This is a genomic window from Halomonas sp. LBP4 (assembly GCF_003202205.1).
Classification (GTDB): domain Bacteria; phylum Pseudomonadota; class Gammaproteobacteria; order Pseudomonadales; family Halomonadaceae; genus Halomonas; species Halomonas flagellata.
The window spans coordinates 1,428,479-1,454,894 of sequence record NZ_PDOG01000001.1; the positions used below are offsets into that span (position 1 = coordinate 1,428,479).

Genomic DNA, 26,416 nt, shown 5'->3' on the forward strand with positions numbered 1-26,416 from the left:
CGGCGCCCCCAGTATGAGAGGAACCTCCGGCGATTGCCCCCTCGAGCATCGCCCCTCCGCCACCCAAGGACCGCTGCATGTTTCAACATCTGCGTGAGGACATCAACAGTGTATTCGCCCGCGACCCCGCGGCGCGCAACTTCCTGGAAGTGCTGACCAACTACCCCGGCTTGCACGCCCTGTTGATCCACCGTTTCAGCCACTGGCTGTGGCGGAAGAACCTCAAGTGGCTCGCCCGCAGCCTCTCGACCTTCTCCCGCTGGCTGACCGGCGTCGAGATCCATCCCGGGGCCTCCATCGGCCGGCGTTTCTTCATCGACCACGGCATGGGCGTGGTGATCGGCGAGACCGCCGAGGTCGGCGACGACGTCACCCTCTACCAGGGCGTGACCCTGGGCGGCACCAGCTGGAACAAGGGCAAGCGCCACCCGACCCTCGCGGATGGTGTGATCGTCGGCGCCGGGGCCAAGATACTGGGCCCCTTCACCGTGGGCGCCGGCGCCAAGATCGGCTCCAACGCCGTGGTCACCAAGGAGGTGCCCGCCGGCGCCACCGTGGTAGGCATCCCCGGCAAGGTCGTCCATCGCCTCGAGCCGGACGCCGAGGAGGTCCTCGAGGTCGACCCGGCCCGGCGCGAGGCGATGCACCGCAAGTTCGGCTTCGACGCCTACGGCATCAGCCAGGACATGCCCGACCCCGTGGCCCGTTCGATCCAGGCCATGCTCGACCACATGCACGCCGTGGACGAGCGCATCGAGCGCATGTGCGGCACCCTGCGCAAACTCGATGCCAGCTATCGCGACGGCCGGCTGCCCGAGCTGCGTGACGAGGACTTCGCCGACATCCTCGCCGACGTGGACAGTTGCTGCCCGCCCGTCGACCGGGAGGAACCGGAGAGCGAGAAAGAGCCTCAGGGCGATGCCGCCGACGATGCCCGACCCGAGAAGCGCCGGGAGAATGGTTGACCACGGCACTCGGTCTTTACCATAATGCCCTTTCGTCCGTGACGTTTCCCCTGGGGAGACGCACCCGATCCATCGAACCCCGACCCCAGCGTCGGCGCCGAGGTGTCGATCCGCATGCGCCTGACCACCAAGGGACGCTACGCCGTTACCGCCATGCTCGACCTGGCGATGAACGCCGACGAGGGTCCCATCTGCCTGGCCGACATCTCGCGGCGACAGGAGATCTCGCTCTCCTACCTCGAACAGCTGTTCGCCCGCCTGCGCCGCGCCCGGCTGGTGGAGAGCGTACGCGGTCCCGGCGGCGGCTACCTGCTGGCGCTGCCGCCGGCGGCTATCTCGGTGGCTCGGGTGATCGACGCGGTCGACGAGTCGGTGGACGCCACCCGCTGCGGCGGGCTATCCGACTGCCAGCAGGGCGATACCTGCCTGACCCACCATTTGTGGTGCGAGCTGTCGGAGCATATCCACGGTTTCCTCGACGGCATCACCCTGGGACAACTGGCGCAGCGCCAGGAGATACGGGGCATCGCCAGTCGCCAGCGTCGCCGGCAGGGCAACGACGGCATTCTCGCCTCGTCGCCCTGAACCGCCGGGCATACCCTTTCCGAACATCCGCCACCACTGCGAGCCCATGACCACACCCGTCTACCTCGATTATGCCGCCACCACCCCGGTCGATCCGCGGGTCGCCGAGGCGATGAGCCGTCACCTGACCCCGGACGGCCTTTTCGCCAACCCGGCGTCGCGTAGCCACATGCTCGGCTGGCAGGCGGAGCAGGCCGTGGAGGGTGCTCGTCGCCAGGTCGCCGACCCGATCGGTGCCGACCCCCGCGAGATCGTCTGGACCAGCGGCGCCACCGAGGCCGACAACCTGGCGCTGACCGGCTTCATGCGGGCCAACCGGGCACGGGGCCGCCACCTGGTGACCTCCTGTATCGAGCACAAGGCGGTGGTGGATACCGCCAAGGCGCTGGAGGCCGAGGGCTTCGAGGTCACCTGGCTCACGCCCGGCCACGACGGGCGGGTGACGCCCGACCAATTGCGCGCGGCCATGCGCCCGGACACCGTGCTGGTCTCGCTGATGGCGGTGAACAACGAGCTCGGCAGCATCCACGACCTGGCGGCGCTCGCCGAGGTCGTCCATGCCGGCGGTGCGGTCTTCCATGTGGACGCCGCCCAGGCGGTGGGGCGCATCCCGCTGGATGTCGCCCGGCAGGGCATCGACCTGATGTCGCTGTCGGGCCACAAGGTCTACGGGCCCAAGGGCATCGGCGCCCTCTACGTGAAGCGCAGCCCGGACATCCGCCTGGAGGCCCTGATCCACGGCGGCGGCCACGAGCGCGGCATGCGTTCGGGGACGCTCGCCACCCACCAGATCGTCGGCATGGGCGAGGCCTTCGCCCTGGCCGCCGCCGAGGGGGACGCCGACCAGGCACGCATCACGGCGCTGCGCGACCGGCTGCTCGCTGGCCTGGCCGGCTTCGAGGGCGTCCACCGCAACACCGATATCGGCGTCGCGGTCCCCAACATCCTCAACCTGGCCTTCGAGGGCGTCGACGGCGAATCGCTGCTGATGGCGTTGCGCGACATCGCCCTCTCCACCGGTTCGGCCTGCAACTCGGCGAGCGTCGAGCCATCCTATGTATTGAAGGGCATCGGCGTGCCGCGCCCCCTGGCACTGGCGTCGCTGCGGTTCAGTTTCGGCCGTTTCACCACCGAGGCCGATATCGACCAAACGCTGCACGCCCTGACACACGCCCTCGAGGGCCTTCGCCGCCAGGCGATCTAACCATTCCACCCGTGCAGGAGAAAGACCATGGCGCACCTTTCGATCACCACCGCTGCCGCCGACCAGATCCGCCGGGTCCTCGACGAGCGCGGCCACGGCCTGGGCCTGCGGGTCTCGGTCAAACCGAGCGGCTGCTCCGGCTACAGTTACGTGCTCGATTTCGCCGACGAGGCGGCCAATGACGACGTGACCTTCGAGGAGCACGGCGTGACCGTCTATGTCGCGCCCGACGCCCTGGAGATGCTCGACGGCAGCGAGGTCGACTACGTCAACGAGGGGCTCAACCGCTTCTTCCGCTTCAACAACCCCAACGTCAAGGACGAGTGCGGCTGCGGCGAGAGCTTCAGCGTCTAGGCGCTCAGCGCCCGAACGGGGCGGGAACGGCTCGACGATTGTTCAACGAGCCCCCCAGCCGTTATAATCCCCGCCCAGTCGGCGAACTCGCCGAGCCGCATCACCCGATTCGCCGCGCCGCCCCCTGCTCTCGACCCAGGAGCTTCCGGGGCGGCGCGGCGCTATCCATCGACCCCCATGTCAATCATCCTGCTCAACTGGAGACACGCCCCATGGCCACCCAGCGTACCCTGTCCATCATCAAGCCCGATGCCGTCGCCAAGAACATCATCGGCGAGATCACTTCCCGCTTCGAGAAGGCCGGCCTGAAGGTCATCGCCGCCAAGATGCTGCACCTCTCCGAGGAGAAGGCCGGCGGCTTCTACGCCGAGCACAGGGAGCGCCCCTTCTTCAAGGATCTGGTCGGTTTCATGACCTCCGGTCCGGTGGTCGTGCAGGTGCTGGAGGGTGAGGACGCCATCGCCAGGAACCGCGACCTTATGGGGGCCACCAATCCCAAGGACGCCGCGCCGGGCACCATCCGCGCCGACTTCGCCGAGACCATCGACGCCAACGCCGTCCACGGCTCCGACTCGCCGGAATCCGCCGAGCGCGAAGTGGCCTACTTCTTTGCGGCCGATGAGATCTGCCCGCGCTGAGGGGCCCCATCCCCACGGCGCTTCAAGCGGGGGTGACCCCACCCCCGCCCTCTCTCTGCCCCCTCGACGCCCTGATGCCATGACCACCACAACCGCTCCCCAACGCACCAACCTGCTCGGCCTCTCTCGCGAGGAGATGGAGCACTTCTTCCTCTCCATTGGCGAGAAGAAGTTCCGCGCCGCCCAGGTGATGAAGTGGATTCACCACGAGGGCTGCGATGACTTCGCGGCCATGACCAACCTGTCCAAGGCACTGCGAACGCGCCTGGCCGAGGTGGCCGAAATCCGCGGTCCCGGTGTGGTCTACGAGGGCTCCTCCAGCGACGGTACCCGCAAGTGGGTGCTCGAGGTCGAGGACGGCAGCTACGTGGAGACGGTGCTGATCCCGGCCGACAACGGCAAGCGCCGCACCCTCTGCGTCTCCTCCCAGGTCGGCTGCTCGCTGGACTGCAGCTTCTGCTCCACCGGCAAGCAGGGCTTCCAGCGCAACCTCACCGCCGCCGAGATCATCGGCCAGGTGTGGGTGGCCCAGCGCAGTGTCGGCCCGCGCAAGGACACCGCCAATCGTCCGGTCACCAATGTGGTGATGATGGGCATGGGCGAGCCGCTGATGAACTACGACAATGTCGTGCCGGCGATGAAGCTGATGCTCGACGACGACGGCTACGGCCTCTCCAAGCGTCGCGTCACCCTCTCCACCTCCGGGGTGGTGCCGATGCTCGACCGGCTCGGCGACGAACTCGACGTGAGCCTGGCCATCTCGCTGCATGCGGCCACCGACGAGCTGCGCAACGAGCTGGTGCCGCTCAACCGCAAGTACAACATCCGCACCCTGCTGGATGCCTGCAAGCGCTACCTCGCCAAGTGCCAGGACACGCGGATGGTCACCATCGAGTACACCCTGATCAAGGACGTCAACGACCAGCAGGAGCACGCCGAGCAGCTCGCCGCCCTGCTCGAGGAGTTGCCGTGCAAGATCAACCTGATTCCGTTCAACCCCTTCCCCCACTCGGGCTACGAGAAACCGTCACGCAACCAGACGATGCGTTTCCAGCAGTGGCTCTATGAGCTGGGCTACACGGCGCCGATCCGCACCACCCGCGGCGACGACATCGATGCCGCCTGCGGCCAGCTGGTGGGGCGCGTCAAGGATCGCACCAAGCGTCACGAACGCTATATCCGGTCGATCCAGATCGACGCCGACTGACCCGGGGGTCACCTTGACTTCAACCGGGCTCGGCGCTTTGATGGACTGGCCTTTTCCCCCACCGGTGACGGTTCGCTCACGAAGCGCCACCGGTGGTGTCGTGCCCACTATCGAGAGGACGCCATGACTCGCTGCCCACGCACGCCCGGACTCACGCAGGCCCCTGCCGTCGCCGTCCTGCTGGGGGCGCTGTGGCTGGCCGGCTGCGCCTCCCAGGTGGGCCCGTTCAACGGCAATGAGGACAACCCCGGCGACGCCTATACCCGACTGGGCATCGCCTACCTCGAGCGTGGCAACCTGCAGCGGGCCATGAGCTCCCTCGATCGAGCCCTGCAGATGGCACCCGGCGATGCCGAGGCCCTGCAGGCCATGGCCATGGTCTACCAGCGCCAGGGAGAGGATGAGCTCGCCGACGAGACCTTCCGGCGTGCCCTCGACGCCGACTCCGACTTCACCCGGGTACGCAACAACTATGCGGCCTTCCTGTATGATCGTGGGCGCATCCGCGAGGCCTGCGACCAGCTCGAGCTAGCCAGCCGGGATAGCCAGTACGCCAACCGTGCCCAGCTGTTCGCCAACCTGGGGCAGTGCCAGCGTGAACTCGGCGACCTCGACGCCGCCCGGGCCAGCCTCGCCCGCGCCCAGGCGATCGACCCGCGAAGCGCGCGCAGCTACTTCACGCTGGCCGAACTCGAGCATGCCCAGGGCAATCATGCTCGCGCCCGGAACCAGCTCGAAGGGTTCATGCGCTTGGCCGGCGCCAGCCCCGGGGCGCTCCGCCTGGCCCGCGACATCGCCCGGGCCGAGGGCGATCGTGCCGCCGCCGCCTTCTACACCGAACAACTGGACGCTGCCGATGACGCTCCCTGACAACCGATTCTTGACGAAGGATGCTCAGCCATGAGCGACACCCACATCACCGATGCCACCGATGTCGCCCTCACGGCCTCACCGGGCGAACAGCTCAAGCGTGAGCGCGAGTCGCAGGGCCTTTCCCGAGAAGAGGTCGCCGAGTCCCTGAACCTGCGCCCGGCGGTGATCCAGGGGCTCGAGGAGGACAACTACGAGGAAGTCCCCGTCGCCGCCTATCGTCGAGGCTACCTGCGCTCCTATGCCCACCTGCTGGGCATCGACGACCGCCCGGTACTGGAAGCCTACCGGGCGCGCTTCGGCGGTGAGGAGCACGAGCGCAAGGTGACGCCGGTGCATGTCACCCGCCCGCCGTCGCGCATCGGGGCCTGGCTGTTCCGGCTGGTCACCCTGCTGGTGATCGCCGGCCTGGTCGGCCTGACGCTCATGTGGTGGCAGAGCCGCGGCGGCAACGAGCCCCCCGGCGTCAGCGACAGCGGCCCGGTCTCGGTGGACAGCCTCGACGGCAGTCCCACCATCACCGAGAGCGACGAACCGATGGCCGAGGAGGCCGCCGACGCCGGCGCCGACGAGCTGCCGCCGCTGCCCGACGCGCAGAGCGACCTCGGCCTGGTCGAGGATCCCGAAGCCGCCGGCGATGCCTCGGCCGGCGTGGTGGATTCCGGTCCGGCCCATATCATCGCCGCCGACCGCGGCGCCTCCGACGAGGCCGAGTCGGTAACGCCGGTCGAGGGGGCCACCGAAGCCGAGCCGGAGCCCCAGGCGGCCCCGGCGACAACCGCCGACCCGCGGGTACTGGAGCTGACCTTCAACGAACAGTCCTGGACCGAGATCTTCGACGCCGACAACCAGCGCGTCTTCGTCGGTCTCCAGGAACCCGGCACCACGGCGAGCGTCGAAGGCGAACCACCGTTCCGCCTGACCGTGGGCAACGCCACCGGCGTCGAGCTCGTCTGGCGCGGCGAGTCCGTTGACCTCGGCGCTCGCGCCGGCGCCAACAACGTCGCCCGCTTCACCCTGGGAGAGTGATCCGTCACCATGCATGCACAATCCCCCATCAAGAGACGCCAGTCACGCCAGATCCACGTCGGCAGGGTAGCGGTCGGCGGCGATGCCCCCATCTCCGTGCAGAGCATGACCAACACCGACACCCTGGACGTGGCCGCCACCGTCGGCCAGATCCGTCAGCTCGAGACCGCCGGGGCCGATATCGTGCGCGTCTCGGTACCGACCATGGACGCCGCCGAGGCCTTCGGCCGTATCAAGCGCGAGGTCGAGGTGCCGCTGGTGGCCGACATCCACTTCGACTACAAGATCGCCCTGCGCGTCGCCGAACTCGGCGTCGACTGCCTGCGCATCAACCCCGGCAATATCGGCCGGGAAGACCGGGTCAGAGCCGTCGTATCGGCTGCGCGCGACAACGGCATCCCGATCCGCATCGGCGTCAACGCCGGTTCGCTGGAGAAGGAGCTGCAGAAGAAGTACGGCGAGCCGACGCCCGAGGCGCTGGTGGAGTCCGCCATGCGCCATATCGACCACCTCGACCGCCTCGACTTCCATGAGTACAAGGTCAGCGTCAAGGCCTCCGACGTCTTCATGGCCGTGGCCGCCTATCGCCGGCTGGCCACCCTGATCGAGCAGCCGCTGCACCTCGGCATCACCGAGGCGGGCGGGCTGCGCTCGGGCACCGTCAAGTCGTCGATCGGCTTAGGGCTACTGCTGATGGACGGCATCGGCGACACCATCCGGGTCTCGCTGGCCGCCGACCCGGTCGAGGAGGTCAAGGTCGGCTATGACATGCTCAAGAGCCTGCGCCTGCGCAGCAAGGGCATCAACTTCATCGCCTGCCCCAGTTGCTCGCGCCAGAACTTCGACGTCATCGGCACCATGAACGCCCTCGAGGAGCGCCTCGAGGACGTCATGACGCCGCTGGACGTCTCGGTCATCGGCTGCGTGGTCAACGGCCCCGGCGAGGCCAAGGAGAGCGATATCGGCCTCACCGGCGGCAGCCCCGCCAACCTCGTCTACATCGACGGCAAGCCCGCCAGCAAGCTGCGCAACGACCACCTGGTCGACGACCTGGAGCGGCTGATCCGCGACAAGGTCCGCGAAAAGCAGCAGGCCGAACAGGACGTGATCGCCCGCGGCCAGTGAGCCGGGCGAAGAACCAAGGAGCCAGTGTTGAGCAAGCCCCAATCAAGTCATCAAGAGCCGAGCAAGAAAAAAATCCAGGCCATTCGTGGCATGAACGACCTGCTGCCCGGCCAGTCGGCGCTGTGGCAGTACTTCGAGGGACAGGTGCGCGCGCTGATGCAGCGCTACGGCTATGACGAGATCCGCACCCCCATCGTCGAGCAGACCGCGTTGTTCGCCCGCTCCATCGGCGAGGTCACCGACATCGTCGAGAAGGAGATGTACACCTTCGAGGACCGCAACGGCGACAGCCTCACCCTGCGCCCCGAGGGCACGGCGAGCTGCGTGCGCGCCGCCATGGAGCATGGCCTGCTGCACAACCAGACCCAGCGGCTCTGGTACCAGGGCCCGATGTTCCGCCACGAGCGTCCCCAGAAGGGCCGCTACCGGCAGTTCCACCAGGTCGGCGTGGAGGCCTTCGGCCTCGACGGCCCCGACATCGACGCCGAGGTGATCCTGCTCTCGGCCCGCCTGTGGCAGCAGCTGGGACTCTTCGAGCACGTCACCCTGGAGCTCAACTCGCTGGGCTCCGCCGAGGCCCGGGCCGCCTACCGCGATCTGCTGGTGGCCTACTTCGAGCGGCACCACGCGCTGCTCGACGAGGACTCCCGCCGGCGCCTGACCAGCAACCCGCTGCGCATCCTCGATTCCAAGAACCCCGACATGGCCGAGATGCTCGCCGGGGCGCCGCAGCTGATGGATCACCTCGACGACGCCTCCCGCGAGCACTTCGAGCAGCTCACCGCCCTGCTCGACGCCGCCGGCATCGACTACGTGATCAACCCGCGCCTGGTGCGCGGGCTCGACTACTACGGCCGCACCGTCTTCGAGTGGACCACCACGGCGCTGGGCAGCCAGGGCACCGTCTGTGCCGGTGGCCGCTACGACGGCCTGGTGGAGCAGCTCGGCGGCAAGCCGACCCCGGCGGTGGGCTTCGCCATGGGCATCGAGCGTCTCATCCTGCTGCTCGAGACCCTCGAGCTGGTGCCCGACGGCGCCCGCGGCGAACTCGACCTCTACCTGCTGCCCATGGACGACGCCGCCACCCGCCAGGCCCTGCTGCTCGGCGAGCGCCTGCGCAGCGAGCTGCCCGGCCTGCGCGCCCAGCTGCACTGCGGCGGCGGCAGCTTCAAGAGCCGCATCAAGAAGGCCGACCGCAGCGGCGCCCGCCTGGCGCTGCTGCTGGGCGAGGACGAACTGGCCAACGGCAGGGCGACGCTGAAGTTCCTGCGCGAGGAGCGCGAGCAACTGAGCCTGCCCCAGGCGGAGCTCAACGCCACCCTGGCAGCCCTGCTGGCCGACGAGCACGCCTGAGCCCCCGTATCAGGATCCCGACGCCGATCCACCCCGGATCCCGAAAGCGATCCGCACAGGATCCCGCGCCGGATCCTCCAGGACAGAAGGAGACCGCCTGTGGCGGAGCTGAGAACCGAAGAAGAGCAGCTTGACGCGATCAAGCGCTGGTGGAAGGAGAACGGCACCTCGCTGATCGCCGGCGTCGCCATCGCCGCGGCCGGCGTGTTCGGCTGGAACGCCTGGCAGACCTACCAGGAGAACCAGGCCCAGGCCGCCTCCATGCGCTACCAGCAGCTGATCAACCTGACCGCCGGCGGCGAGCTCGACGAGGCCAGCCTCCACGAGGCCCGCGAGCTGGTGGTGGAGATCACCGACAGCCACGGCAGCACGCTCTATGCCGACCTGGCGCGTCTGGTCGATGCCCGGCTGGCGGTGGCCCAGGGCGACCAGGCCGCGGCCCGTGACGCCCTGGAAGGCGTGATCGACACCACCAAGCGCGACTATGTGCAGGGCCTGGCGCGGCTGCGCCTGGCCCGGCTGCAGGTCGCCGACGGCGCTGCCGAGGCCGCGCTGGCCACCCTGGATGCCGGCGTGCCGGAGGCCCTGGCCGCCCAGCGCGCCGACGTGCGCGGCGACGCCTATCACGCCCTGGGCCGCGAGGACGAGGCCCGCGAGGCATGGAAGGAGGCACTGGCGCGTGCCGAGGAGCGCGATCAACCGCTCTACGGCGTCCAGCTCAAGCTCGACAACCTGGGTTTTGACGAGGCCACGCTATGAAACCGACCCTCCTGATCGCCGCCGTCGCGAGCCTCGCCCTGCTGGCCGGCTGCGCCGGCAAGGTGGAGCCGCAGCACCCGCCCAAGGAGCTCGAACGCTTCGAAGAGAGCGTCAGCCTGGATACCGCCTGGCGCGAGCGGGTCGGACGGGGCCTCGGCCGCGCGACCTATCCCATCGCCCCGGCCCGCGACGGCGACACCGTCTTCGCCGCCGACGAGCGCGGCCGGCTGATGGCGCTGGACGCCGATGACGGCGATACCCGCTGGGAAGTCGACCTCGAGGTGCCCGTTTCCAGTGGCCTCACCGCCGTGGCGAACCGGGTCTACCTGGGCACCCGCAGCGGCGAGGTGCTGGCCATCGACCAGCGCGATGGCGAGGTCCGCTGGCGCACCCGGGTCCCCAGCGAGGTGCTGGCCGCGCCCCAACCCAACCAGCAGCTGCTGGTGGTGCAGAGCGTCGACGGCAGCGTCACCGCCCTGGACCGGGCCAGCGGCGAGGAGCGCTGGACCTACAGCGCCACGCGGCCGGCGCTGACCCTGCGCGGCACCGGCACCCCCATGGTGATCGACCCCGTCACCTTCACCGGCCTTCCCAACGGCCGCCTGGTGACCCTGGACAACCGCAGCGGCCAGCCGCTGTGGGACATGCGCATCGCCGTGCCCCGGGGTCGCAGCGACATCGACCGGTTGGTCGACCTCGCCGCCCAGCCGGTACTGACTCCCGACGGCCGCCTCTTCGTGACCAGCTACAACGGCCGCCTGGTCGCCCTCGAGGCCACCCAGGGCGAGGTGCTGTGGGAGCGCGAGCACTCCAGCTACCTGACCCCGATCCTGGTCGGCGACTTCCTGTTCACCGTCAACGAGGCCAGCCACATCCTCGCCCTGGACGCCAACAGCGGCGACGAGATCTGGCGCAACGACTCCCTGGAGGGACGCCGCATCACCGCCCCGGCCTTTGCCGACGGCCGCCTGGTGTTCGGCGACTTCGAGGGCTACCTGCACCTGATCGATGCCCGCAGCGGCGAGCTGGCCGGCCGCACCCGCGTCGACCGCTCGGGCATCAGCGTGCGCCCCCTCACCGAGGGCCGTCGCATCCACGTGCTGGCCAACGACGGCAGCCTAGAGACCCTGGACATCCAATGACCCCCGTGATCGCCCTGGTCGGCCGCCCCAATGTGGGCAAGTCGACCCTGTTCAACCGCCTGACCCGCTCCCGGGACGCCCTGGTGGCGGATTTCCCAGGACTCACCCGCGACCGCAAGTACGGCAACGGCGTGCTCGGCGGCAAGGCCTACACGGTGATCGACACCGGCGGCATCAGCGGTGACGAGGCGGGCATCGATGCGGCCATGGCCGAGCAGTCGCTGCAGGCCATCGACGAGGCCGACATCGTGCTGTTCATGGTCGACGCCCGCGCCGGGCTCAACGTCGCCGACGAGGCCATCGCCAACCACCTGCGGGTCAACCAGAAGAAGACCTGGCTGGTGGTCAACAAGACCGACGGCCTGGAAGAGCATGCCGCCATGGCCGACTTCTGGCAGCTGGGGCTCGGCGACCCCCACCCCATCGCCGCCGCCCACGGCCGCAACGTCACCTCGCTGATCGAGGAGGTGCTCTCGCCCTTCCCCGAACGCGACGAGAGCATCCCGGCCGATACCGGCACCAAGGGCATCCGCATCGGCGTGATCGGCCGTCCCAACGTGGGCAAGTCGACCCTGGTCAACCGCCTGCTCGGCGAGGAGCGGGTGGTGGTGTTCGACGAGGCCGGCACCACCCGTGACGCCATCGAGATCCCCTTCGAGCGCCGCGGCAAGCCCTACGTGCTGGTGGACACCGCCGGTGTGCGGCGACGCAAGAACGTCCGCGAGATCGCCGAGAAGTTCTCGATCATCAAGACCCTGGAAGCGATCAAGGAGTGCCATGTCGCGGTCACGGTGCTGGATGCGCGCAGCGGCCTGGTGGAGCAGGACCTGCACCTGCTCGACTATGTGCTGACCAGCGGCCGCGCCCTGGTGCTGGCGGTCAACAAGTGGGACGGCATGGAGCACGAGGCCAAGGACAGGATGCGTGCCGAGATCAAGCGCCGCCTGGGCTTCGCCGACTATGCCGAGCTGCACTTCATCTCGGCGCTGCACGGCACCGGGGTCGGCGACCTCTATCCCTCCATCGAGCGCGCCTTCGCCTCGGCCAACAGCCACTGGTCGACCAACCGCCTGACCAGCATCCTCCAGGACGCGGTGGAACAGCACCAGCCACCGCTGGTCAACGGCCGGCGCATCAAGCTGCGCATGGCCCACCAGGGCGGCAGCAACCCGCCGATCATCGTGGTCCACGGCAACCAGACCGCCTCGCTGCCCGAGGCCTATCGCCGCTACCTGACCAATACCTTCCGCAAGGTGCTCAAGGTGCGCGGCACCCCGCTGCGCTTCGAGTTCCGCTCGGGCAAGAACCCCTTCGACAGCATGGCCGGAGCCAGTGACAAGGAGAAGGCCAAGAAGCGCGAACTGGGCCGGACCCGCGAGGCGCGCAAGAGCCGCCGCTGAGTCACTTCCGCCTCACCCCCATACCGCCCGCCCGGCCCGTCGTCCACGACTGGCCGGGCTTTGTCGTTCCGGGCCGACAGGTTCGCTTTCCCGGCGAGCCGACAGGGCGCACGACGCCTTGACAGGGAAGCCCGGCAGCCCTGAAATACGCCTCTCGCTGCAATGCAGCACCGACCCTATCCCCGGAGGACCTCATGATGCTCACCCGTCTCTTGCCGCGCCGCTGGCGCCTGCTCGCCCCGCTCTGCCTGGCGGCGCTGCTCGGCGGCTGCCTGGCGATCCCCCAGACCGGCCTGTTCGCCTTTCGCCTGGCGATCACCTCGCTGGGGGTGGAGGACGTGCGCATCGGCCCCTACTCGATCCAGGCCGGCCTCGATACCAGCGACATCACCTCGCTGATCGCCTCGAGCCTGGGCATGGGCAGCCTGCCGGTGCAGGCCACCCTGGCCATGGGCCTGGCGTTGCCCGTCGGCATGCCGGCGGTGGAGATGTCGGGCTTCCGCTGGACCCTGGATGTGCCCGGCGCCGAGGTGGTCAGCGGCAACTACCAGGAGGAGGTCACCCTGACCTCGGCCGACGACACCAAGCTACGCCTGCCGGTCGCCTTCGACGTGCTGGGCGCCGACCGCAGCCGCCTGGCCCCGCTGGTGGAGCTGGCCAGCCAGATGGCCAGCCAGGGGGAGCTACCCGCCGGCAGCGAGCTGGCCATCACGCCGGGGGATCTGCGCGGGCTGGGCATGACCCTGCCCGCCGGCCTGTTGACACCGACCCTGCGCTTCGCGGTGGGCGAGGACGGCGGGTTGACGCCCCAGCGCTGATCCGCCGGCGCCGCCTCCACATGATTCAAGGGGCAGGCATCACACGCAACACCCGCCCCTCGGCGCTGTCGGTCAACAGGTAGAGGGCGCCATCCGGCCCGCTGCGGACGTCACGGATCCGCTCGCCGAGTTCCGTGAACAGGGCTTCCTGGCCCACGATCTCGCCATCCTCGCGGATCAGGCGGCGCACCTGGCGAGCGGCCAGCGCCGAGACGAACAGGTCGCCGCGCCACTCGGGAAATCGCTCCCCGTCATACAGGGTCATGCCCGAGGGAGCGATGGATGGTGTCCAGTGCAGCAAGGGCGGCTCGAACCCCGGCAGCTCGGTGAAGGGCGTGACGCGCGCCCCGGTATAGTCGACGCCATGCGTGACCAGTGGCCAGCCATAGTTGGCGCCGGGAAGGATACGATTGAGTTCGTCACCGCCCCGGGGGCCATGCTCGTGAATGAGCAGCTCACTTCGTGTCTCGTCGAAGACGACCCCCTGGATATTGCGGTGGCCGATGCTGTAGAGCTCCGCTCGCGCTTCGCTGGCAGCGACGAAGGGGTTGTCGCCGGGCACCGAGCCAGCGGGGGTCAAGCGGACCAGGCTGCCCAGGTGGTTGCCCGGATTCTGGGCCTGTTCACGGTAGTCGAAGCCATCGCCGAGCCCCAATACCAGGGTATCGTCCGGCAGGAAGGTCAGACGGCCGCCGTAGTGGGAGCGTCCCTGCTTGTCCGGCTCGGCGCGAAACAGCGTCTCCCGTGCGACCAGCCGCTGGCCGTCGAAGCGGGCACGATCCAGGCAGGTCGTGTTGGCGGCCAGCGTGCCACAGGCATAGCTCAGGTACACCCAGCCACTGTCGTGATGATCCGGCGCCAGCGCCACCTCGAACAATCCCGCCTGGCCACCGACGAAGACCTCGGGCACCCCATCGATGGGCGCCTCGCGCAGCCTGCCATCGGCCTCGATCAGGCGCAGCCGCCCGACGCGTTCGGTGACCAGCATGCCGCCCCCGGGCAGGAAGGCCAGCGACCAGGGATGGTCGAGCCCCTCGGCCAGCGTCTCGAACCGGTAGTCCACGGCGAGCGCCGTGGTACACACCGACAGACCGACGATGGTCAGCAGGACACGACCGAATCGACGCATGTTTCACTCCCCTGCCGGGTCACCCGGCAGCCCCGTCCCAGTCGAAATACGCCAGAATGGCATAGCCCCAGCCACCCAGGGCGGCGGTCGCCATCATCGCCAGGGTTCCCTCCAGGCTGCGAGTGGCCGCGATCAGGGTCGGCATCGGCGCCAAAGCATCGACAATCAACAGCATGCCCCATAGCCCGAGCGCCGCCGCCAGCGCATGAATCGGCCATGCCCCGAAGCCCAGCCAGCGTGTCACCACGCTGGCCACTGGCATGGCCCCCAGCATCATGATGGCGACGAGGCTGCCGTACAGCGGTGTGAACCCCAGCAGATCGTGAGCCGTGGTCGCCAGGCGCGTGGAGAACGAGATATCGGCACCCAGCGCCGACAGCGCCGCCAGGTTGAACTGGGTCTGCACGATCGACCCGAGCAGTGTGGCGTCGAGCACGGCAGCGACATAAGCCACCAGCGTTTGCCATCGCCTCGTCATGATGGCCTCTCATGAGGACTTCGATAGCAGCGCCACGCCTTCCAGACGGCAAAGTTGCCAGCAGTGCACAGGCCCTTCACGTGGTTGCATGCCCTCACTGGCCACCCTGCACTCGGAAGCGGTCCCCCAAGCGCCGCTGGCCGACCCACTGGCAGGCGAACTGCCAGGCGACCCGGCCACTGCGTCCGCCGCGCAGGGTGGCGAAACGGATCGCCTCGGCGCGCGCCTCGCGGTTCCAGTCATCGGCCGTGCCGAGCTGGCCGACCCAGTGGCAGCACGCCTCCAGGTAGACGTCCTGGTTGAAGGGGTGGAAGCCGAGCCACAGACCGAAGCGATCCGACAGCGAGATCTTCTCCTCCACGGCGTCGCCGTGGTGGAGCTCGTCGCCCACCAGCCGCGAGCCCTCGTTGTCGCTCATCGACTCGGGCAGCAGGTGGCGACGATTGGAGGTGGCGTAGAGCAGCACGTTCTCCGGCGGGCCGGTGAGGGCACCGTCGAGCACGCTCTTGAGCGCCTTGTAGGCGTCGTCGTGGCCCTCGAAGGAGAGGTCGTCGCAGTAGACCACGAAGCGATGGGCCTGCTCGCGGAGCTGGGCCACCAGCAGCGGCAGGCCGGCGAGGTCGTGGCGGTCGACCTGTACCAGGCGCAGCCCCTCCGGCGCCAGGGCATTGAGCAGGGCACGGATCAGCGACGACTTGCCGCTGCCCCGCGAGCCCCACAGCAGGGCGTGGTTGGCCGGCAGCCCCTGGAGGAAGGCGCGGGTGTTGTCGACCAGCGCCAGCTTCTGGCGCTCGATGCCGAGCAGGTCGTCCAGGCCCAGGGCATCCCGGGGCGGCACCGGCAGCAGCCGCCCGCCCAGGGTATGGCGCTGCCAGAGGGCGGCGATGTCGCGTTCCCAGTCGACCGCCTCGGGCGGCGGCGGCAGCCAGTGTTCGACGTGATCCAGCAAGTGCAGCAGGCGGCGCGACAGCTCCGCATCCATGGCGCTCTCTCCTCGGCTCGTGATATGGCAGGCCAGTGTTGACCTGGCAGGCGTTACGGGTATCTTGTGGCGAACCGTCACGCCCCGTCCAGGGTCATAGAAGCCTGGACACAGGAGCTTGGTCACAGGAGACCTCCCATGCGCTGGATGCACTGCCTCGCCATCGGTACCCTCGGTATCGCCCTGACCGCCTGTACCACCTCGCCCACCGGGCGCTCGCAGCTGACGTTGATGTCCGACGACCAGCTCGATCAGATGGGCGCCCAGGCCTTCGCCCAGTATCAGGAAGAGCTGCCCACCGTCGGCGGTGCCCCGCTGCGCTACGTGGAGTGCGTGACCGATGCCGTGGTCCGCGCCCTGCCGGCCGGCGTGCGTGACCAGAACTGGCAGGTCAAGGTCTTCGAGTCCGAGCAGGCCAACGCCTTCGCCCTGCCCGGCGGCTACGTGGGCATCAACACCGGCCTGCTCGAGATCGCCGAGAACCAGGACCAGCTCGCCGCGGTGATCGGCCACGAGATTGGCCACGTGATGGCCCGTCACGCCAATGAGCGCGCCTCCACACAAGGCGCCACCCAGTTGGGCCTGTCGGTGATCTCCTCTGCCTCGGGCCTGCAGGGGCCCGGCGGCGAGCAGATGATGGCCGCGCTGGGCATGGGTGCCCAGTACGGCATCCTGCTGCCCTTCTCGCGCCGCCACGAGAGCGAGGCCGACACCATTGGGCTGAACCTGATGGCGGATGCCGGCTTCGATCCGCGGGCGAGCATTGCCCTGTGGGGGAACATGGGGGCCACCGGCGGCGGCCGGCCGCCGGCCTGGATGTCCACCCACCCCAGCCACGGCCAGCGCATCGGCGGCCTGGAGGCCGGCATGGGCGAGGCCATGGCACGCTACGAGCAGGCCCGCCAGGCGGGGCGCCAGCCAAATTGCCCGCGCCCCTAGGGAAACACTGATTTATTGCTCCGCTCGATATCCTGGCCGCCGGCGGTGCTCGGAATCCTCATGTAGCAGGCTACACTCCGGTTCCTGCGCTCCGGCGGCGGCCAGCCTCCCTTCGCTCGCGACATAAATCAGCACCTCCCTAACCACCTCATTTTTGGAAAACGAATGCTGAGACTCGGACTGCTGCTGTTGATCGTGCCCATCCTGGTGCTGATGGGCGTCTACTTCTGGGAGCTGGCGGACGTGCGCGAGTGCACCCTCTCCGGCGGCTACTGGGACTACCTCGAGGGGGGCTGCCGCGACACGCCGCAGCCCTTCGCCTCCTGGCTCGACCGCCATCCCTGGCTGGTCAACGGCGGCATGCTGCTGTCGGTGGCCGGCATGGTGCTGTGCATGGTGGGGCTATATGTCAAAAGACGCTGAAGGCTCCACATCAAGCGGCGCTGATCAGAGATCCTTTGGGGTCAGACCCTGAGGCCTCCCCAGTAATATTTCAGCATTATCAATGCATTGGACATGGGTGGGTGGGAGGCTGCCAACGCTGCAGGTCCCTATGGGGTCAGACCCCGGCGGCGTCGAATCCGCTCGCAAGACGCACCATGACGGGCTTCGCGGCTTGGCTGGGGTCTGACCCCATAGGGGCAGCCTCGGCGCCTTTTTCGGCGAACAAGCTATCAACGTCGAGAAAAATGTGGGGATTCGTCAGTCAGACCCCGGCGGTGTCGAATACGCTTGCCAAGTGCCCTGTGACAGGCCCGGTAACTCGGCCGGGGTCTGACCCCATAGGGGCGGCCTCGGCGCCAGGATCTAGGCGTACCGAGCCCGAATAGCGGCTAGCTTCCGGCAATTCGCGAAGATGCCCGGGGAGCTGACGCCACATCAAGTGACGTTGATCACAGCGCCCGGCGCAGCGCCTCGAGCACTGGAGTGGTATCGGGGCGCCTGCCGCGCCACTGGAAGAAGGACTCCGCCGCCTGCTCCACCAGCATGCCCAGGCCATCGACGCCGCGGGCGCCACGCTCGCCGGCCCACTGCAGGAACACCGTGGGCTCGGCGCCGTACATCATATCGTAGGCCGTGGCCCCCGCGGCGAAGAGGTCGTCGGGCAGCGGCGGCAGCTCATTGGCCAGGCTGGCGCTGGTGCCGTTGATCACCACGTCGAAGGGCCCCGACACCGCATCGAAACCGCCACCGCGGACCTCGCCCAGGTCGGCGAAGTCCGCCGCCAGGCGCTCGGCCTTGCCGGCGGTGCGGTTGGCGACGACCAGGCTGGCCGGTGCCGCCGCGAGCAGCGGCTCCAGCACCCCGCGCACCGCCCCGCCGGCGCCCAGCACCAGAAGACGCGCGCCAGCGAGCGTGACGCCGTGGCGCTCGAGATCGCGCACCAGGCCCACCCCGTCGGTGGTGTCGCCGTAGGTCTGGCCGTCCTTGCCGAGGATCAGGGTGTTCACCGCCCCGGCCCGCCGGGCGCGCGGGCTCAGCACCTCGCACAGGCGAAACGCCTCCTCCTTGAAGGGCACGGTGACGTTGGCGCCACGGCCTCCCGCCGCGACGAAGTCACGCCAGGCACCGGCGAAGTCGTCGAGCGGCGCCTCGATGGCGGTGTAGTCGATGGCCTCTCCGGTCTGTTCGGCAAAGGCCGCGTGAATGCCCGGTGACTTCGAGTGGCCAATGGGATGGCCGAAGACACAGTAATGATCGGTCATGGTGTTTTCCCTTCCTCAGATCCATCGCAGCTAGCTGTGCTTTCCGGGGCTGATCCGGCGACAGGTCTCCGAGGAGGCGCTGTGAATCCCTCCCTGGAATCGGACCTCCTCTTCGACCTGTCACCGGCGCTCCCTTTCCTGCCCCGCCACGATGGCCCTATCGGATTCCCCCAGCCAGTCGCGGGGGCGCAGATAATCGCGATAGAGCAGCGCCTCGGGGCTGCCGGGTTCGGGGTGCCAGTCGTACTCCCAGCGCGCGAGCGGCGGCATCGACATCAGGATCGCCTCGGTGCGTCCGCCGCTCTGCAACCCGAACAGGGTGCCGCGGTCCCACACCAGGTTGAACTCCACGTAGCGCCCGCGGCGGTAGAGCTGGAAATCGCGCTCGCGCTCGCCCCAGGGCGTGTCGCGACGGCGGCGCACGATGGGCAGGTAGGCCTCCAGGAAGGCGTCGCCCACGGCCCGCTGGAAGGCGAAGCACTTCTCGAAGCCCCAGGCATTGAGATCGTCGAAGAACAGGCCACCGACGCCGCGGGTCTCGTCGCGGTGCTTGAGGGTGAAGTAGTCGTCGCACCACGCCTTGTAGCGGGGGTAGACGTCGTCACCGAAGGGCGCGCAGGCATCCCGGGCGACCCGGTGCCAGTGCACCACGTCCTCGAGTACCGGGTAGAAGGGCGTCAGGTCGAAGCCGCCACCGAACCACCACACCGGCGCCTCGCCCGCCTTCTCGGCGATGAAGAAGCGCACGTTGCCGTGGCTGGTGGGCACATGGGGGTTCTCGGGGTGCAGCACCCAGGAGACCCCCACCGCGTGGAAGCTGCGCCCGGCCAGCTCCGGCCGGGCCGCGGTGGCGGACGGCGGTAGCCGCTCGCCGAAGACATGGGAGAAGTTGACGCCGCCCTTCTCGAACAGCGCCCCATGTTCGAGCACCCGGGAGCGGCCACCGCCACCCTCCTCCCGCACCCAGGCATCCTCGCGGAAACCGGGGCCGCCATCCTCCGCGGCCAGGCCGGCACAGAGGCGATCCTGGAGGTCGAGCAGGTAGTGCTTGACGTCATCGAGGTAGGCGTGGGCCACGGGGCCTCCTGGAAGCAGGGATCGGATGGGCTCCCGGGTCAGGAGCGCAATATACGGCCGGAAATCAGGTCGCGGATGGTACTGGGGCGCTCGAGGCCGCCCAGTGGGCCGTCGAGCACCGCATCGAGGGCGTCACCGAAAATGGCGCGCACCTCGTCGGCACTCATCGCCGGCGGCTCGCCGGCCTGGTTGGCCGAGGTCGAGACGATCGGCTTGCCGAAGGCCGTGCAGAGCTTCACCACCAGGGGATGGGCACTGACCCGCAGCGCTACCCGGTCGTGGTCGCCACGCAGCAGCCCATGGGAGCGACCGTTGTCGGGCACCAGCCAGGTATGGGGTCCGGGCCAGCTGGCCACCAGCGGAGCGTGGAGTTCGAGCGGCAGCCCCTCGAGCCAGGGCGCGAACTGCGCAATGCTCGCCGCCACCAGGATCATGCCCTTGGCCGGGTCGCGCTGCTTGAGGCGCAGCAGGCGGGCCAGCGCCTCGTCATTGTCGGGGTCGCAGCCGAGCCCCCAGACCGCTTCGGTGGGGTAGGCGATGACACCGCCGGCGCGCAGCGCGGCAACGGTGGTCTCGAGCGTGCAGGCTTCGGTCATGGAACTCCTCGGATGGAAACGATCGACATGGCGACGACGCCCCGGTGCCGGGCCCTATGCTATCACGCTCCCGGTGGCGACGGCAGGCGCACCCAGCCACCGACCGCCTGGGTGGCGAGGCCCTCCAGCTCGAGCTCGAGCAGTCGGCGCTGGCATTCGGCGATGCCCAGACCGGATAGCCCCACCAGGGCATCCACCGGGGTGGGAGAACCACTCAGCCAGCGCAGCAGGGGATCGGCCGACGGCGGCGACGCCGACTCCGCCGACACCGGTGACGCCGACCCGGCATCGGGCAATGCCCGCCACTGGGTGAGTTCGGCGAGGATATCGTCGATCTCGCGGACCAGCACGGCGCCGTCGCGGATCAGCTGCAGACAACCCCGGGCCTGGGGGTTGTGGATCGAGCCGGGCAGCACGAAGACCTCGCGCCCCTGTTCGGTGGCCAGGCGGGCACTGACCAGCGAGCCGCTCTTCTCGGCGGCCTCCACCACCAGCACGCCCAGCGAGAGCCCGGTGACGATACGGTTGCGGCGCGGGAAGAAGCCGGGACGCGCCCGGGTCGCGGGGGGATGCTCGGAGAGCAGCAGCCCGCCGGGGGCCTGCAGACGGCGGTAGAGACGATGATGGCGCGGCGGATAGACCAGGTCGACGCCGCAACCGAGCACCGCCACGCTGCGCCCCCCGGCCTCCAGGGCGGCCTGCTGGGCGGCACCGTCGATGCCCAGCGCCATGCCACTGACCAGGCACCAGCCGCGGCTGGCCAGCTCCCTGGCGAAGGCCGCGGCGTTGCCGAGGCCTTCCCGGGTCGGGCGGCGGGTGCCGACCACGGCGAGCCGCGGGGGCGACAGCGCCTCGAGGTCACCCAGCGCCCAGAGCACCGGCGGCGGATCGGCGATCTGGCCGAGCAGGTCTGGCCAGGCAGGGTGACCGACATGCAGGAGGTGACGGGCGGAATCGGCGGCGAGCCAGGCCTGGTCGGCCTCGAGGGTCGTGGTGACAGGGCTGCGGGCGGGGTGGTCGAGCCACAGCCGCAAGGCGGTGGCCGCCTCACCGGGCAGCGCGGCCAGCCACCCCTGGGGCCAGGCCGGCGAGTGCTCGGCGATCGCCGCCAGTTCCCGACTGCCGACACCCGGCAGACGGGACAGCACCAGCCACTCCCTGGCCTGCATCGTCGCCGTCCCTCAGCGCTGGGCGGTGCCCAGGGCGCGCTGCGGGCTGCGCACCCGGTCGCCCACGGCCAGGGTACGGCTGGCCTTCATCACCAGGCCGTAGCTCATCTTCTCGTAGGGCCGGAAGACCATCACCAGGCCGGCCTCCTCGCCCGGCAGGCGCAACGCCTCGCTGGTGCGCGGGTCGCTGACCAGTTCGCCCTGCTGCTCGACCAGCAGCACATGGCCCGGCTCCAGGCCATCGCGACGACCGCGGTCCAGCGCCACCACCTGCAGGTGGCCGATGAAGCGCACGCCGCCGGGCACTGCCAGGATGCGGCCATCGACCTCACCCTCGGGCGGCCGGGGATAGAACTGGGTGGTCAGCTCGCGGCTCTCCAGCGGCAGCACGATATCGTCGTTGCGCACTTCCTGGCGTGACGAGGTGACCTCCAGCACCACGATATCGTCCTCGCTACGCTGGCGCCGGGCCTGGCCCACGTGCTCGAGTTCGAGGCCCAGCAGCTCGCCGGAGGCAGAATCCAGGTAATGCTCGCCGATGCGGTAGAGGCCGACCCGGCCACCGCCCGCCACGCGGCCCCGGGCATAGAGGCGATCGCCGGCACCGCTGACCAGCCGGTGGTCGTCGGCACCGACCACATAGGCCAGCTCGTCGAGGTCTTCCGGGTCGTCGATGACGCGGTGCTCGCGCAGGAAGTGCTGGACCGCCTCGAGGGGAATCGGCTCGATCGCCTCGCGATGCGGCGTGGTGCGGACGCCCGGCGACAACCGCACCTCGCCCTGGCCGCGCTCCAGGCCGAGGCAGGGGCGACCGTTGCAGTCGTAGAGATAGACGACGTCACCGGGGTAGATCAGGTGCGGATTGCGAATCTGCGGATTGACCTGCCACACCTCGGGCCACTGCCAGGGGTGGCGCAGGAAGCGGCCGGAGATGTCCCAGAGGGTGTCGCCCCGCACCACCGTATAGCGATCCGGCGCATCGCGCTGCAGGCCCTCCTCCCAGGTCAGCCCCTGGGCCTGCGCGCCCCCCACTGGCACCATCACCATGGCCAGGCTCAGGGCCGCTGCCCGCCCCAGGCGGCCCAGCCGGCGCCGCCTGCCATCCCTCGTCGTCTGCCTCATCCCTGCTGCCCCCTGCGTTGCCCGCGTCACGCCTGCCACCATGGAACGATGACGGCATGATATAGTCATATTTTATCGATGCGATGCCCGGCGAGCGGTTTCGCCACCGCTCGCCCGCTTCTAGAATAGTGGCATCCCCTGAATGACAGCATAACGGTGGTTCCAACGCCATGGCCAAATTACCCATCCTCGAATTCCCCGACGAGCGCCTGCGCACGAAGGCCGCGCCGGTCGAGGCGGTAGACGACGAGGTGCGCCAGCTGGTCGACGACATGCTCGAGACCATGTACGACGCCCGCGGCATCGGGCTCGCCGCCACCCAGGTGGACGTCCACCGCCGGGTGATCGTCATGGATGTCAGCGACACCCAGACCAGCCCGCTGGTGCTGATCAACCCGACCTACACGCCCATCGGCGACGAGCGCGACCTGATGCAGGAGGGCTGCCTGTCGATCCCCGAGTACTACGCCGAGGTGCCCCGGTCCCTGAAGGTCCACCTCGAGGCGCTCGACCGCGACGGCACCCCCTACGAACTCGAGGCCGAGGGCCTGCTGGCCCACTGCATCCAGCACGAGCATGACCATCTCGAGGGCGTGCTGTTCGTCGACTACCTCTCGCCGCTCAAGCGCGACCGGGTGCTGAAGAAGATGCAGAAACGCCACAAGCTGATGCAGCCCGCCTGACCCCTCGGGCCCGGCCCCCGTGGCAAAGTGGCCTGCGAAGGCCGACGCCGGGCGCGTCGGCCTTCGTCGTTTCGGGCCGGCTCCGTTATCATGAGAGGCATCGCCCACTGGCAAGGCCCCCGAGATCATGTCCCGACCCCTGCGCGTCATCTTCGCCGGCACGCCCGATTTCGCCGCCGAGAGCCTGGCGGCGCTGCTGGCCAGCCGCCACCCGGTCATCGCCGTCTATACCCAGCCCGACCGTCCGGCCGGGCGCGGGCGCAAGCTGACCCCGAGCCCGGTCAAGACCCTGGCACTGGCGCACGACCTGCCGGTCCACCAGCCCGAGAGCCTCAAGTCATCCGAGGTGCAGGCCGAACTGGCCGAGTTCGAGGCCGACCTGATGGTAGTGGTGGCCTATGGCCTGATCCTGCCCCGAGCGGTGCTGGAGATCCCCCGGCGGGGCTGCCTCAACGTCCACGCCTCGCTGCTGCCGCGCTGGCGCGGCGCCGCCCCGATCCAGCGCGCCATCGAGGCCGGTGACGTCGAGAGCGGCGTGACCATCATGCAGGTGGACGCTGGCCTGGACACCGGCGACATGCTGCTGGTCCGGCGCACGCCGATCACCGCCACCACCACCGGCGGTGAGCTCCACGACACCCTCGCCACCCTCGGGGGCGAGGCCATCGTCGAGACCCTGGACGCCCTGGCCGACGACGGGCTGACCGCCATGCCCCAGCCGGAAGCCGGCGTCACCTACGCCGCCAAGCTTTCCAAGGCCGAGGCCGAGCTGGATTTCCGCCGGCCGGCCGCCGAGCTGGCGGCCCGGGTGCGTGCCTTCAACCCCTGGCCGGTCGCCTGGTGTGCCCTGGGCGACGAGCGCCTGCGGCTGCTGATGGCCGAGCCCGGCGTGCCGGAAGACGGCGAGACACCGGCGACACCGGGCACCTTGCTGCCCCACGATACCGAGGCGCTGCGCATCGCCTGCGGCCCGGGCGGCCACCAGGTGCTGCGGGTGACCCGCGCCCAGCTGCCCGGCGGCAAGCCACTGGCGGTGCGCGAACTGCTCAAGGCCCGGGCCGAGCGCTTCCCCACGGGGCGATGCCTGGGCCGCCTCACCGAGGAGACACCACGATGAGCGTCGGAACCCCGGACAACCGCCGCAGCCAGCCCCGCGGCCTGCAGAACGACAGCGGCCTCACGCTGCGTGCCGCCGCCGCCCGCGCCCTGGTCCCGGTAATCACCGCCAAGGGCTCGCTGACCGACCTCGACGACCATCAGGTGGTGGCCCGCGACCGCGCCCTGTTCAAGGCCCTCTGCTACGGCACCTGCCGTACCCTGCCACGGCTCGAGGCGCTGGCCGCCAAGCTGCTGGTGAAGCCCTTCAAGGCCCGGGACGCCGATGTGCAGGCGCTGCTGCTGATCGGCATCCACCAGTTGCTCTATCTGCGCATCCCGGCCCACGCCGCCGTGGGCGAGACCGCCGGGGCCGCCCGCCTGCTCGGCAAGGAGTGGGCGACCCGGGTGCTCAACGGCTGCCTGCGTCGGCTCCAGCGGGAAGCCGCCGCCCTCCAGGCCGAGGTGGATAGCGACCCCGCGGTGGCGTTGCTGCACCCGCGCTGGCTGCTCAAGGCCCTGCGTCAGGCCTGGCCCGACGACTGGCGCACCATCTGTGAGGCCAACAACGAGCCAGGCCCCATGACGCTGCGGGTCAATCGCCGCCACGGCGACCGCGAGGCCTATCTCGACCGGCTGGACGGCGCCGGCCTCGACGCCAGGCTCTGCCTGCACGCCCCGGACGGGGTGACCCTCAAGACTCCCTGCGACGTCCACGCCCTGCCCGGCTTCGAGGAGGGGCACGTCAGCGTGCAGGACGAGGCCGCCCAGCTCACCGCGGTGCTGCTCGGCCCGGTGCTGGCGCCACGCCCCGGCGCCCGGGTGCTGGATGCCTGCTGCGCCCCCGGCGGCAAGACGGCGCACCTGCTGGAGCTGTTCGACATCGACCTCCACGCCGTGGACAGCGATGCCGTGCGTCTGGCCCGGGTGGAGGATGCCCTGGCCCGGCTCGGCCTCGCCGCCACCCTGGCCCACGGCGACGCCACGCAGCGGGACTGGTGGGACGGCACCCCCTTCGATGCCATCCTGCTCGATGCGCCCTGTTCCGGCAGCGGCGTGATCCGTCGCCACCCGGACATCAAGCGACTGCGGCGCCACTCGGACATCCCCAAGCTGGCCGAGCTGCAGGCCCGACTGCTCGACAACCTCTGGTCCCTGCTGCGCCCCGGGGGCACCCTGCTCTACGCCACCTGCTCGGTGCTGCCCGAGGAGAACGCCGAGCAGATCCAGGCCTTCCTGGCACGCACCCCGGACGCCTCGCCCACCACCCCCCACGACGTGGCCTGGGGTCGCCCCGCCGGCGCCGGCCGCCAGCTGCTGCCGGCACCGGACAGCCACGACGGTTTCTTCTATGCCAGACTGGTGAAGCAGGCGGGCTGAGTCCGCCGACACCTGCAACGATCCAGGGGAATCACCATGAGCCACCATACCTACAAGCACATCGAACTCACCGGATCCTCCGAACTGGGTATCGAGGAGGCCATCAACAGTGCCATTGCCAAGGCCTCGGAGAGCCTTCACGGCATGCGCTGGTTCGAGGTCACCGACACCCGGGGGCATATCGAACACGGTCGCGTTGCCCACTGGCAGGTCACGCTCAAGATCGGCTTCACCCTCGACTGACCCCCGTGCCAGGGCCGGACCTGTTCGCCGGGTGGCGCCTGGTTTATGCTGACTCCCTGTTGCGGCGCACAAGGGACGCCGCTCGACCCCCGTGTGGAATAACGACAAGCCATGAAGATCATCATTCTCGGCGCCGGCCAGGTCGGCGGCACCCTGGCCGAACACCTGGCCCGCGAGGAGAACGACATCACCGTGGTGGACACCGACGGCGAGCGGCTGCGCGAGCTGCATACCCGGCTCGACATCCGCACCGTGGTCGGCCGCGGCTCCTACCCCATGGTGCTGCGCCAGGCCGGCTGCGAGGACGCCGACATGCTGATCGCGGTGACCAGCGCCGACGAGGTCAACATGATCGCCTGCCAGGTCGC

29 protein-coding genes are annotated in these 26,416 nt (G+C 69.4%); 21 read left to right on the forward strand and 8 right to left on the reverse strand.

All coding sequences use genetic code 11. The features are described from left to right. Nucleotides 1-77: 77 nt before the first annotated feature. The 14 genes from cysE (at nucleotide 78) to CR157_RS06570 (ending at nucleotide 13,449) form a co-directional block, all read left to right on the forward strand. Nucleotides 78-965 (forward strand): serine O-acetyltransferase, encoded by an 888-nt coding sequence (gene cysE, locus CR157_RS06505; protein ID WP_110282658.1) that lies wholly within the window; start codon nucleotides 78-80, stop codon nucleotides 963-965. A 114-nt stretch (nucleotides 966-1,079) separates the two neighbouring features. After that, complete coding sequence (locus CR157_RS06510; protein WP_110282659.1) at nucleotides 1,080-1,550, forward strand: Fe-S cluster assembly transcription factor; 471 nt, start codon at nucleotides 1,080-1,082, stop codon at nucleotides 1,548-1,550. 46 nt (nucleotides 1,551-1,596) lie between these two features. Beyond that, the gene (locus CR157_RS06515) at nucleotides 1,597-2,754 is read left to right on the forward strand and encodes an aminotransferase class V-fold PLP-dependent enzyme (protein WP_110282660.1); all 1,158 of its coding nucleotides are present in this window, start codon (nucleotides 1,597-1,599) and stop codon (nucleotides 2,752-2,754) included. 27 nt (nucleotides 2,755-2,781) lie between these two features. Further along, on the forward strand, nucleotides 2,782-3,108 hold the full coding sequence (locus CR157_RS06520) for a HesB/IscA family protein (RefSeq protein ID WP_110282661.1): 327 nt from the start codon (nucleotides 2,782-2,784) through the stop codon (nucleotides 3,106-3,108). Nucleotides 3,109-3,320: 212 nt separating this feature from the next. Continuing rightward, nucleotides 3,321-3,746 (forward strand): nucleoside-diphosphate kinase, encoded by a 426-nt coding sequence (gene ndk, locus CR157_RS06525; RefSeq protein WP_110282662.1) that lies wholly within the window; start codon nucleotides 3,321-3,323, stop codon nucleotides 3,744-3,746. A gap of 79 nt (nucleotides 3,747-3,825) precedes the next feature. After that, entirely contained in the window at nucleotides 3,826-4,953 is a 1,128-nt protein-coding gene (gene rlmN, locus CR157_RS06530) for a 23S rRNA (adenine(2503)-C(2))-methyltransferase RlmN (RefSeq protein WP_110282663.1), read from the forward strand. A gap of 123 nt (nucleotides 4,954-5,076) precedes the next feature. Beyond that, nucleotides 5,077-5,823, forward strand: coding sequence for a type IV pilus biogenesis/stability protein PilW (gene pilW, locus CR157_RS06535; protein ID WP_110282664.1), 747 nt, complete (start codon nucleotides 5,077-5,079; stop codon nucleotides 5,821-5,823). A gap of 30 nt (nucleotides 5,824-5,853) precedes the next feature. After that, nucleotides 5,854-6,852, forward strand: a complete 999-nt coding sequence (locus CR157_RS06540) for a RodZ domain-containing protein (RefSeq protein ID WP_110282665.1) — start codon at nucleotides 5,854-5,856, stop codon at nucleotides 6,850-6,852. A 9-nt stretch (nucleotides 6,853-6,861) separates the two neighbouring features. Continuing rightward, nucleotides 6,862-7,977, forward strand: coding sequence for a flavodoxin-dependent (E)-4-hydroxy-3-methylbut-2-enyl-diphosphate synthase (gene ispG / locus CR157_RS06545; protein WP_110282666.1), 1,116 nt, complete (start codon nucleotides 6,862-6,864; stop codon nucleotides 7,975-7,977). A 27-nt stretch (nucleotides 7,978-8,004) separates the two neighbouring features. Then, nucleotides 8,005-9,330, forward strand: a complete 1,326-nt coding sequence (hisS, locus tag CR157_RS06550; protein ID WP_258364082.1) for a histidine--tRNA ligase — start codon at nucleotides 8,005-8,007, stop codon at nucleotides 9,328-9,330. Nucleotides 9,331-9,429: 99 nt separating this feature from the next. Then, on the forward strand, nucleotides 9,430-10,089 hold the full coding sequence (locus CR157_RS06555) for a YfgM family protein (protein ID WP_110282668.1): 660 nt from the start codon (nucleotides 9,430-9,432) through the stop codon (nucleotides 10,087-10,089). Next, a complete protein-coding gene (gene bamB / locus CR157_RS06560; protein WP_110282669.1) occupies nucleotides 10,086-11,231 on the forward strand; it encodes an outer membrane protein assembly factor BamB in 1,146 nt (381 codons plus the stop codon). The genes CR157_RS06555 and bamB overlap by 4 nt, the downstream gene beginning before the upstream one ends. Next, a complete protein-coding gene (gene der / locus CR157_RS06565) occupies nucleotides 11,228-12,631 on the forward strand; it encodes a ribosome biogenesis GTPase Der (protein ID WP_110282670.1) in 1,404 nt (467 codons plus the stop codon). The genes bamB and der overlap by 4 nt, the downstream gene beginning before the upstream one ends. 194 nt (nucleotides 12,632-12,825) lie before the next feature. Beyond that, nucleotides 12,826-13,449, forward strand: a complete 624-nt coding sequence (locus CR157_RS06570; RefSeq protein ID WP_110282671.1) for a hypothetical protein — start codon at nucleotides 12,826-12,828, stop codon at nucleotides 13,447-13,449. A gap of 25 nt (nucleotides 13,450-13,474) precedes the next feature. Here CR157_RS06570 and CR157_RS06575 read toward each other — a convergent pair whose 3' ends face one another. The 3 genes from CR157_RS06575 to CR157_RS06585 form a co-directional block, all read right to left on the reverse strand. After that, nucleotides 13,475-14,578, reverse strand: coding sequence for a PQQ-dependent sugar dehydrogenase (locus CR157_RS06575; RefSeq protein WP_110282672.1), 1,104 nt, complete (start codon nucleotides 14,576-14,578; stop codon nucleotides 13,475-13,477). Between the two features lie 19 nt (nucleotides 14,579-14,597). Next, on the reverse strand, nucleotides 14,598-15,056 hold the full coding sequence (locus tag CR157_RS06580) for a hypothetical protein (protein ID WP_181421985.1): 459 nt from the start codon (nucleotides 15,054-15,056) through the stop codon (nucleotides 14,598-14,600). 94 nt (nucleotides 15,057-15,150) lie between these two features. Next, nucleotides 15,151-16,038 (reverse strand): ATP-binding protein, encoded by an 888-nt coding sequence (locus CR157_RS06585; protein ID WP_110282673.1) that lies wholly within the window; start codon nucleotides 16,036-16,038, stop codon nucleotides 15,151-15,153. A gap of 138 nt (nucleotides 16,039-16,176) precedes the next feature. On the opposite strand from CR157_RS06585, the gene CR157_RS06590 reads away from it, so the two are divergent. Then, nucleotides 16,177-16,977 carry a M48 family metallopeptidase gene (locus tag CR157_RS06590; protein ID WP_110282674.1) on the forward strand — a complete coding sequence of 267 codons (801 nt, stop codon included), beginning with the start codon at nucleotides 16,177-16,179 and terminating at the stop codon, nucleotides 16,975-16,977. A 165-nt stretch (nucleotides 16,978-17,142) separates the two neighbouring features. Beyond that, entirely contained in the window at nucleotides 17,143-17,400 is a 258-nt protein-coding gene (locus tag CR157_RS06595; protein WP_110282675.1) for a hypothetical protein, read from the forward strand. Between the two features lie 470 nt (nucleotides 17,401-17,870). Here the strand turns inward: CR157_RS06595 and aroE are convergent, their stop codons facing one another. The 5 genes from aroE to CR157_RS06620 all read right to left on the reverse strand — a co-directional run bounded on the left by aroE (nucleotide 17,871) and on the right by CR157_RS06620 (nucleotide 22,572). Further along, nucleotides 17,871-18,683: a shikimate dehydrogenase gene (gene aroE, locus CR157_RS06600; protein ID WP_110282676.1), complete on the reverse strand. Its 813-nt coding sequence runs from the start codon at nucleotides 18,681-18,683 to the stop codon at nucleotides 17,871-17,873. A gap of 120 nt (nucleotides 18,684-18,803) precedes the next feature. Next, nucleotides 18,804-19,760, reverse strand: a complete 957-nt coding sequence (gene hemF / locus CR157_RS06605; RefSeq protein WP_110282677.1) for an oxygen-dependent coproporphyrinogen oxidase — start codon at nucleotides 19,758-19,760, stop codon at nucleotides 18,804-18,806. A 38-nt stretch (nucleotides 19,761-19,798) separates the two neighbouring features. Next, nucleotides 19,799-20,356 carry an L-threonylcarbamoyladenylate synthase gene (locus CR157_RS06610; protein WP_110282678.1) on the reverse strand — a complete coding sequence of 186 codons (558 nt, stop codon included), beginning with the start codon at nucleotides 20,354-20,356 and terminating at the stop codon, nucleotides 19,799-19,801. A 62-nt stretch (nucleotides 20,357-20,418) separates the two neighbouring features. Beyond that, nucleotides 20,419-21,525 carry a DNA-processing protein DprA gene (gene dprA / locus CR157_RS06615; protein ID WP_110282679.1) on the reverse strand — a complete coding sequence of 369 codons (1,107 nt, stop codon included), beginning with the start codon at nucleotides 21,523-21,525 and terminating at the stop codon, nucleotides 20,419-20,421. A 12-nt stretch (nucleotides 21,526-21,537) separates the two neighbouring features. Beyond that, nucleotides 21,538-22,572 (reverse strand): LysM peptidoglycan-binding domain-containing protein, encoded by a 1,035-nt coding sequence (locus CR157_RS06620; RefSeq protein WP_219999899.1) that lies wholly within the window; start codon nucleotides 22,570-22,572, stop codon nucleotides 21,538-21,540. 245 nt (nucleotides 22,573-22,817) lie between these two features. On the opposite strand from CR157_RS06620, the gene def reads away from it, so the two are divergent. The 5 genes from def to CR157_RS06645 form a co-directional block, all read left to right on the forward strand. Continuing rightward, a complete protein-coding gene (gene def, locus CR157_RS06625) occupies nucleotides 22,818-23,330 on the forward strand; it encodes a peptide deformylase (protein WP_110282681.1) in 513 nt (170 codons plus the stop codon). Nucleotides 23,331-23,457: 127 nt separating this feature from the next. Continuing rightward, nucleotides 23,458-24,447, forward strand: coding sequence for a methionyl-tRNA formyltransferase (gene fmt / locus CR157_RS06630; RefSeq protein ID WP_110282682.1), 990 nt, complete (start codon nucleotides 23,458-23,460; stop codon nucleotides 24,445-24,447). After that, complete coding sequence (gene rsmB, locus CR157_RS06635; RefSeq protein ID WP_110282683.1) at nucleotides 24,444-25,805, forward strand: 16S rRNA (cytosine(967)-C(5))-methyltransferase RsmB; 1,362 nt, start codon at nucleotides 24,444-24,446, stop codon at nucleotides 25,803-25,805. The genes fmt and rsmB overlap by 4 nt, the downstream gene beginning before the upstream one ends. A 36-nt stretch (nucleotides 25,806-25,841) precedes the next feature. Continuing rightward, nucleotides 25,842-26,048 (forward strand): dodecin, encoded by a 207-nt coding sequence (locus CR157_RS06640; RefSeq protein WP_110282684.1) that lies wholly within the window; start codon nucleotides 25,842-25,844, stop codon nucleotides 26,046-26,048. 111 nt (nucleotides 26,049-26,159) lie between these two features. Next, a partial coding sequence (locus CR157_RS06645) for an NAD-binding protein (protein WP_181421998.1) occupies nucleotides 26,160-26,416 on the forward strand: 257 nt, incomplete at its 3' end.

What these genes read in the sequence shown, in the direction of transcription:
- cysE (WP_110282658.1), top strand. Translation starts at nt 78, where the DNA reads ATGTTTCAACATCTGCGTGAGGACATCAACAGTGTATTCGCCCGCGAC.
- CR157_RS06510 (WP_110282659.1), top strand. Translation starts at nt 1,080, where the DNA reads ATGCGCCTGACCACCAAGGGACGCTACGCCGTTACCGCCATGCTCGAC.
- CR157_RS06515 (WP_110282660.1), top strand. Translation starts at nt 1,597, where the DNA reads ATGACCACACCCGTCTACCTCGATTATGCCGCCACCACCCCGGTCGAT.
- CR157_RS06520 (WP_110282661.1), top strand. Translation starts at nt 2,782, where the DNA reads ATGGCGCACCTTTCGATCACCACCGCTGCCGCCGACCAGATCCGCCGG.
- ndk (WP_110282662.1), top strand. Translation starts at nt 3,321, where the DNA reads ATGGCCACCCAGCGTACCCTGTCCATCATCAAGCCCGATGCCGTCGCC.
- rlmN (WP_110282663.1), top strand. Translation starts at nt 3,826, where the DNA reads ATGACCACCACAACCGCTCCCCAACGCACCAACCTGCTCGGCCTCTCT.
- pilW (WP_110282664.1), top strand. Translation starts at nt 5,077, where the DNA reads ATGACTCGCTGCCCACGCACGCCCGGACTCACGCAGGCCCCTGCCGTC.
- CR157_RS06540 (WP_110282665.1), top strand. Translation starts at nt 5,854, where the DNA reads ATGAGCGACACCCACATCACCGATGCCACCGATGTCGCCCTCACGGCC.
- ispG (WP_110282666.1), top strand. Translation starts at nt 6,862, where the DNA reads ATGCATGCACAATCCCCCATCAAGAGACGCCAGTCACGCCAGATCCAC.
- bamB (WP_110282669.1), top strand. Translation starts at nt 10,086, where the DNA reads ATGAAACCGACCCTCCTGATCGCCGCCGTCGCGAGCCTCGCCCTGCTG.
- der (WP_110282670.1), top strand. Translation starts at nt 11,228, where the DNA reads ATGACCCCCGTGATCGCCCTGGTCGGCCGCCCCAATGTGGGCAAGTCG.
- CR157_RS06570 (WP_110282671.1), top strand. Translation starts at nt 12,826, where the DNA reads ATGATGCTCACCCGTCTCTTGCCGCGCCGCTGGCGCCTGCTCGCCCCG.
- CR157_RS06575 (WP_110282672.1), bottom strand. Translation starts at nt 14,578, where the DNA reads ATGCGTCGATTCGGTCGTGTCCTGCTGACCATCGTCGGTCTGTCGGTG.
- CR157_RS06580 (WP_181421985.1), bottom strand. Translation starts at nt 15,056, where the DNA reads ATGACGAGGCGATGGCAAACGCTGGTGGCTTATGTCGCTGCCGTGCTC.
- CR157_RS06585 (WP_110282673.1), bottom strand. Translation starts at nt 16,038, where the DNA reads ATGGATGCGGAGCTGTCGCGCCGCCTGCTGCACTTGCTGGATCACGTC.
- CR157_RS06590 (WP_110282674.1), top strand. Translation starts at nt 16,177, where the DNA reads ATGCGCTGGATGCACTGCCTCGCCATCGGTACCCTCGGTATCGCCCTG.
- CR157_RS06595 (WP_110282675.1), top strand. Translation starts at nt 17,143, where the DNA reads ATGCTGAGACTCGGACTGCTGCTGTTGATCGTGCCCATCCTGGTGCTG.
- aroE (WP_110282676.1), bottom strand. Translation starts at nt 18,683, where the DNA reads ATGACCGATCATTACTGTGTCTTCGGCCATCCCATTGGCCACTCGAAG.
- CR157_RS06610 (WP_110282678.1), bottom strand. Translation starts at nt 20,356, where the DNA reads ATGACCGAAGCCTGCACGCTCGAGACCACCGTTGCCGCGCTGCGCGCC.
- dprA (WP_110282679.1), bottom strand. Translation starts at nt 21,525, where the DNA reads ATGCAGGCCAGGGAGTGGCTGGTGCTGTCCCGTCTGCCGGGTGTCGGC.
- CR157_RS06620 (WP_219999899.1), bottom strand. Translation starts at nt 22,572, where the DNA reads ATGGTGATGGTGCCAGTGGGGGGCGCGCAGGCCCAGGGGCTGACCTGG.
- def (WP_110282681.1), top strand. Translation starts at nt 22,818, where the DNA reads ATGGCCAAATTACCCATCCTCGAATTCCCCGACGAGCGCCTGCGCACG.
- fmt (WP_110282682.1), top strand. Translation starts at nt 23,458, where the DNA reads ATGTCCCGACCCCTGCGCGTCATCTTCGCCGGCACGCCCGATTTCGCC.
- rsmB (WP_110282683.1), top strand. Translation starts at nt 24,444, where the DNA reads ATGAGCGTCGGAACCCCGGACAACCGCCGCAGCCAGCCCCGCGGCCTG.
- CR157_RS06640 (WP_110282684.1), top strand. Translation starts at nt 25,842, where the DNA reads ATGAGCCACCATACCTACAAGCACATCGAACTCACCGGATCCTCCGAA.